Origin of the sequence: Mucilaginibacter sp., from assembly GCF_028288225.1 — a bacterium.
In the GTDB taxonomy this organism is placed as follows: domain Bacteria; phylum Bacteroidota; class Bacteroidia; order Sphingobacteriales; family Sphingobacteriaceae; genus Mucilaginibacter.
This window is the reverse complement of record NZ_JAQBOC010000091.1, coordinates 1-3,216: the sequence shown is the minus strand read 5'-3', so window position 1 is coordinate 3,216 and position 3,216 is coordinate 1. Positions and strand designations below refer to the sequence as shown.

General features: G+C 38.5%; 2 protein-coding genes and 1 pseudogene. 2 read left to right on the top strand and 1 reads right to left on the bottom strand.

Translation table 11 applies throughout. The features are described from left to right. Nucleotides 1-95 precede the first annotated feature (95 nt). Entirely contained in the window at nucleotides 96-584 is a 489-nt protein-coding gene (locus tag JWQ54_RS27050; RefSeq protein ID WP_299591009.1) for a Rieske 2Fe-2S domain-containing protein, read from the bottom strand. A 130-nt stretch (nucleotides 585-714) separates the two neighbouring features. Here JWQ54_RS27050 and JWQ54_RS27045 point away from each other — a divergent pair, with 130 nt between their 5' ends. Both JWQ54_RS27045 and JWQ54_RS27040 read left to right on the top strand, forming a co-directional pair. Beyond that, nucleotides 715-2,166, top strand: coding sequence for an MFS transporter (locus JWQ54_RS27045; RefSeq protein WP_299591008.1), 1,452 nt, complete (start codon nucleotides 715-717; stop codon nucleotides 2,164-2,166). A gap of 481 nt (nucleotides 2,167-2,647) precedes the next feature. Further along, a pseudogene (locus JWQ54_RS27040) lies at nucleotides 2,648-3,216 on the top strand (hypothetical protein); the annotation flags it as partial.

Here is a 3,216-nt window from a genome sequence, read left to right as displayed (position 1 = left end):
TTCTGTACGTCAACCACAATCAAAGCGGTTTTTTTCTGATGTAAGTTATCATTCAATTTACTCATAACATTGATCTCCTTTAAACATAGTTATATTTAATCGTCACAGCGTAACAACAAGTCATCGTTCTTACTTAATACTTCGAAAAAATCTTGTCTTGAAGTACCGAGTATCGTATTCTTGACCAATTCCGGTAAAGTGGAGGTGAAAATTAATACAATATTGTAATTACTTTCTTGTGGTTCAGATGGCATATCCATACAATTTCCTTCTGTATCAAACTTCCATCCGTGGTAGGGACATCGAAGGCCACACTCTTCATTTCGACCGAAAAATAAAGATACTCTACGGTGTGGGCAAAACTCATCGACTGAGCCAATGTTTCCATTGGTATCGCGGAAGGCGATGAGTTCCTCACCGAGTAATTTAACTCGTACTGGAGGACAATCTGGACTAGGACATTCTTCAACTAAAAGAGCAGGAATCCAATATCTTCTAAGTAACTCACCCATCGGTGTTCCTTCATCCGTTTGGACCTTTTCTTTAGATAACTCTATTTTTAAATAAAATAGAGAATATTTCAAATTTAATTTTTTAATTAGAGGTATAGACTTATTATATAGGTTATATACAAAATGCCAATTTGAATAATTAGAATTTTACTAATAAAATTATCAAATGGGGAGGGTTTAGAAGTGACATCAAGGAAAAACAATGGCCATTCTTGGATATCAAGATAATAGCGGTAAACAAAGAGTGCAATTTTTAAGGAATCATGGGATCCATGTCCTTATTGGACTCAGAATGGGTGACGAAAACTGGGAACTGGCAACTCAAGATGGTTTGCTGCGGTACAAGCTCAAGTGGCACAAGTTTGGTAGAATTGAAAGCGTTTTATTATTGAAATTAATTTTAGATGGAGATGAATACATGAAAAATACATCGGTACGGTGGATGATGATTGCACCTGTACTTCTGGTAGTTTGGGTAGTAGGGATGATTGATAAAATTGGTGTTTCGGTAATTGCGACTAACAAGTCATTTCTATCGGAGATGCACTTAGAAACGAATCATGCATTAGTAGGTAGCCTAGTCAGTGCACTTTTGTTTTCTTATGGTATCGGTTTCTTTATTTGGGGTGCATTGGTTCAGCGTTTTGGACCCAAAAAATCAGCGATTAGCGGACTCTTGCTCTGGGCTTTTAGTACCATGTTGGCAGCGACTGCACAATCCTTTGAATGGTTGTTTATTTCACGTATCATATTGGGATTTGCAGAGGCATGTCTATGGCCTGTTTCCCATACCTTAACAGCAAGATGGTTCCCGCTTAATGAACGTGGTCGTGCGAAGTCCATCTGGGCAAATGGAACCAATCTCGGTCCTGCCATTTCAGGTTTTTTGGTAATCGCTGTAATTAATGCTTTTGAATGGCGCGGTGTGTTTTGGTTTTTGACAGCTTTAGCCCTCGTCATCTGTATCCCTTTGCTTATATTTTTTATTAAGGATGATCCAAAGCAGGATAAACGGGTTTCACAGAATGAAATCGATCTTATTTTGAGCGAGCAGTTACATGTAGAAGAAAACGAAAAGAATCGTAGTGGAAAAAAAGGTTCCCTTCTTTTGGTCATCATTGCAAACTCAGCCTGCCAATTAGGATTTTTCGGTTTTGCTACTTGGTTCCCAAGCTATCTTGCCATCACCAAACATTTCAGCCAAAAATCGATGAGCAGTTATATGCTATTAGCCTATGGCCTTTCTTTAATTACGATGATTGTACTTGGTCGAATTATAGACAAAACAAACCGGAAAGCCGTATGGAATATTTGGGCCTATATCGGAGCTGGCCTATTATTGTTACTCGCTGGACAGTCCTCCTCGGCGGTTGCCGCAGCGTTGTGTGTGGCTTTGGCTATTTGTTTGATCGGTGGCGTTACAACCTTGGTTAGTCAAGGCTTGTTGCATAGTATCACGCCTACTCCTCAAATGGGAAGAAATTCAGGAATTATGCAGGGAAGTTCCAGTACGATTGCTGCTTTTGGTCCAACTATCATGGGGGCATTGCTTACGCTTGGTAGAGGACAGTACGGTTATGCCTTTGCCTTTTTAATCGTGGTTTTCCTCATTGGTGCTGTAAGCAGTATGATTTTAAAACGCCAAGGTTATTAAACTTCTGAAATAAAAAGCTAACAAGAAAACACCCCAAAAAGTAGACAGGATATAAAAAGGTATTTCCAAAGTCTATAAAGGGGGTACTCTGTTCGAAGTAGAGGTTTTAGTGATTGATAATAGCACATCTTTCATTCCTATAACTACGAAATGAAAGATGTGTTCTTCAAATATATACAAATAGCGATACGAAAAAGGATATAGGGAGTTGCTACTTGCCAAATCGACCAATCAAAACTCAGTGGCGGTTTCTGGTTTAAGCATGCGTTTAACCTCTCCGGAATTACTGATATCAATAGATGATGGGCACCCTTTGCGGGTGTCCTAAAATTTCGCCTCACTTGTGATACGCTGAACCGTATCACAAGTGAGGCGAATATTGTCGATTGTTGACTTGACTAAACTTACAGTATTGTTAACATAGAATATACATGGAATAATAGTAAAAGACTAAGTTTATAAGTATAGAGAGGATGTACATATGAAAATAAATCGATTGATTTCGAACAATATTAACCTATTAGATGCAGCACTACCAGTAGATAAATCGTTAGGTATTGCTGGTTTGTCTGGATCTGGTAAAACAACTTTTTGTCAAACCATTGGTGAAGAATCCAAGAAGCGTCTCGTTTCTTTATTGCCGAAGGCTGAATATCAGTATTTATTTCCCGATATTATGGAAACCAATTTCAGTGCCATTAAGATGGAAGAAATCCCTTTAGTCCTTTTTCTCGGAAAATCATCGATTTCATCCAATCCTCGTTCAACCATTGGCACACATACTGGCGTTTTTAAAGAGATTCGCGTGCGTCTTGCAGAAAAATTTAATCTTTCACCAGAAGTTTTTTCCTTTAATAATGCCTTAGGCTGGTGTCCCGATTGTAAAGGGCGCAGTATGACCCAAAATGTCGAATGTCCACACTGTAAGGGTAGGCGCTACAATCAAGAAGTTGAGCAATATAAGATGGAATTATTTAATCAACCACATAGTATTTCCGATATCAACAACTTAAGCATTGAATCGATTCTTTCTCTTGCAGAGGAATTACA

Bases quoted from the DNA above. Each gene is read 5' to 3' on its own strand.
- JWQ54_RS27045 (WP_299591008.1), top strand. From the start codon at position 715: ATGGCCATTCTTGGATATCAAGATAATAGCGGTAAACAAAGAGTGCAA.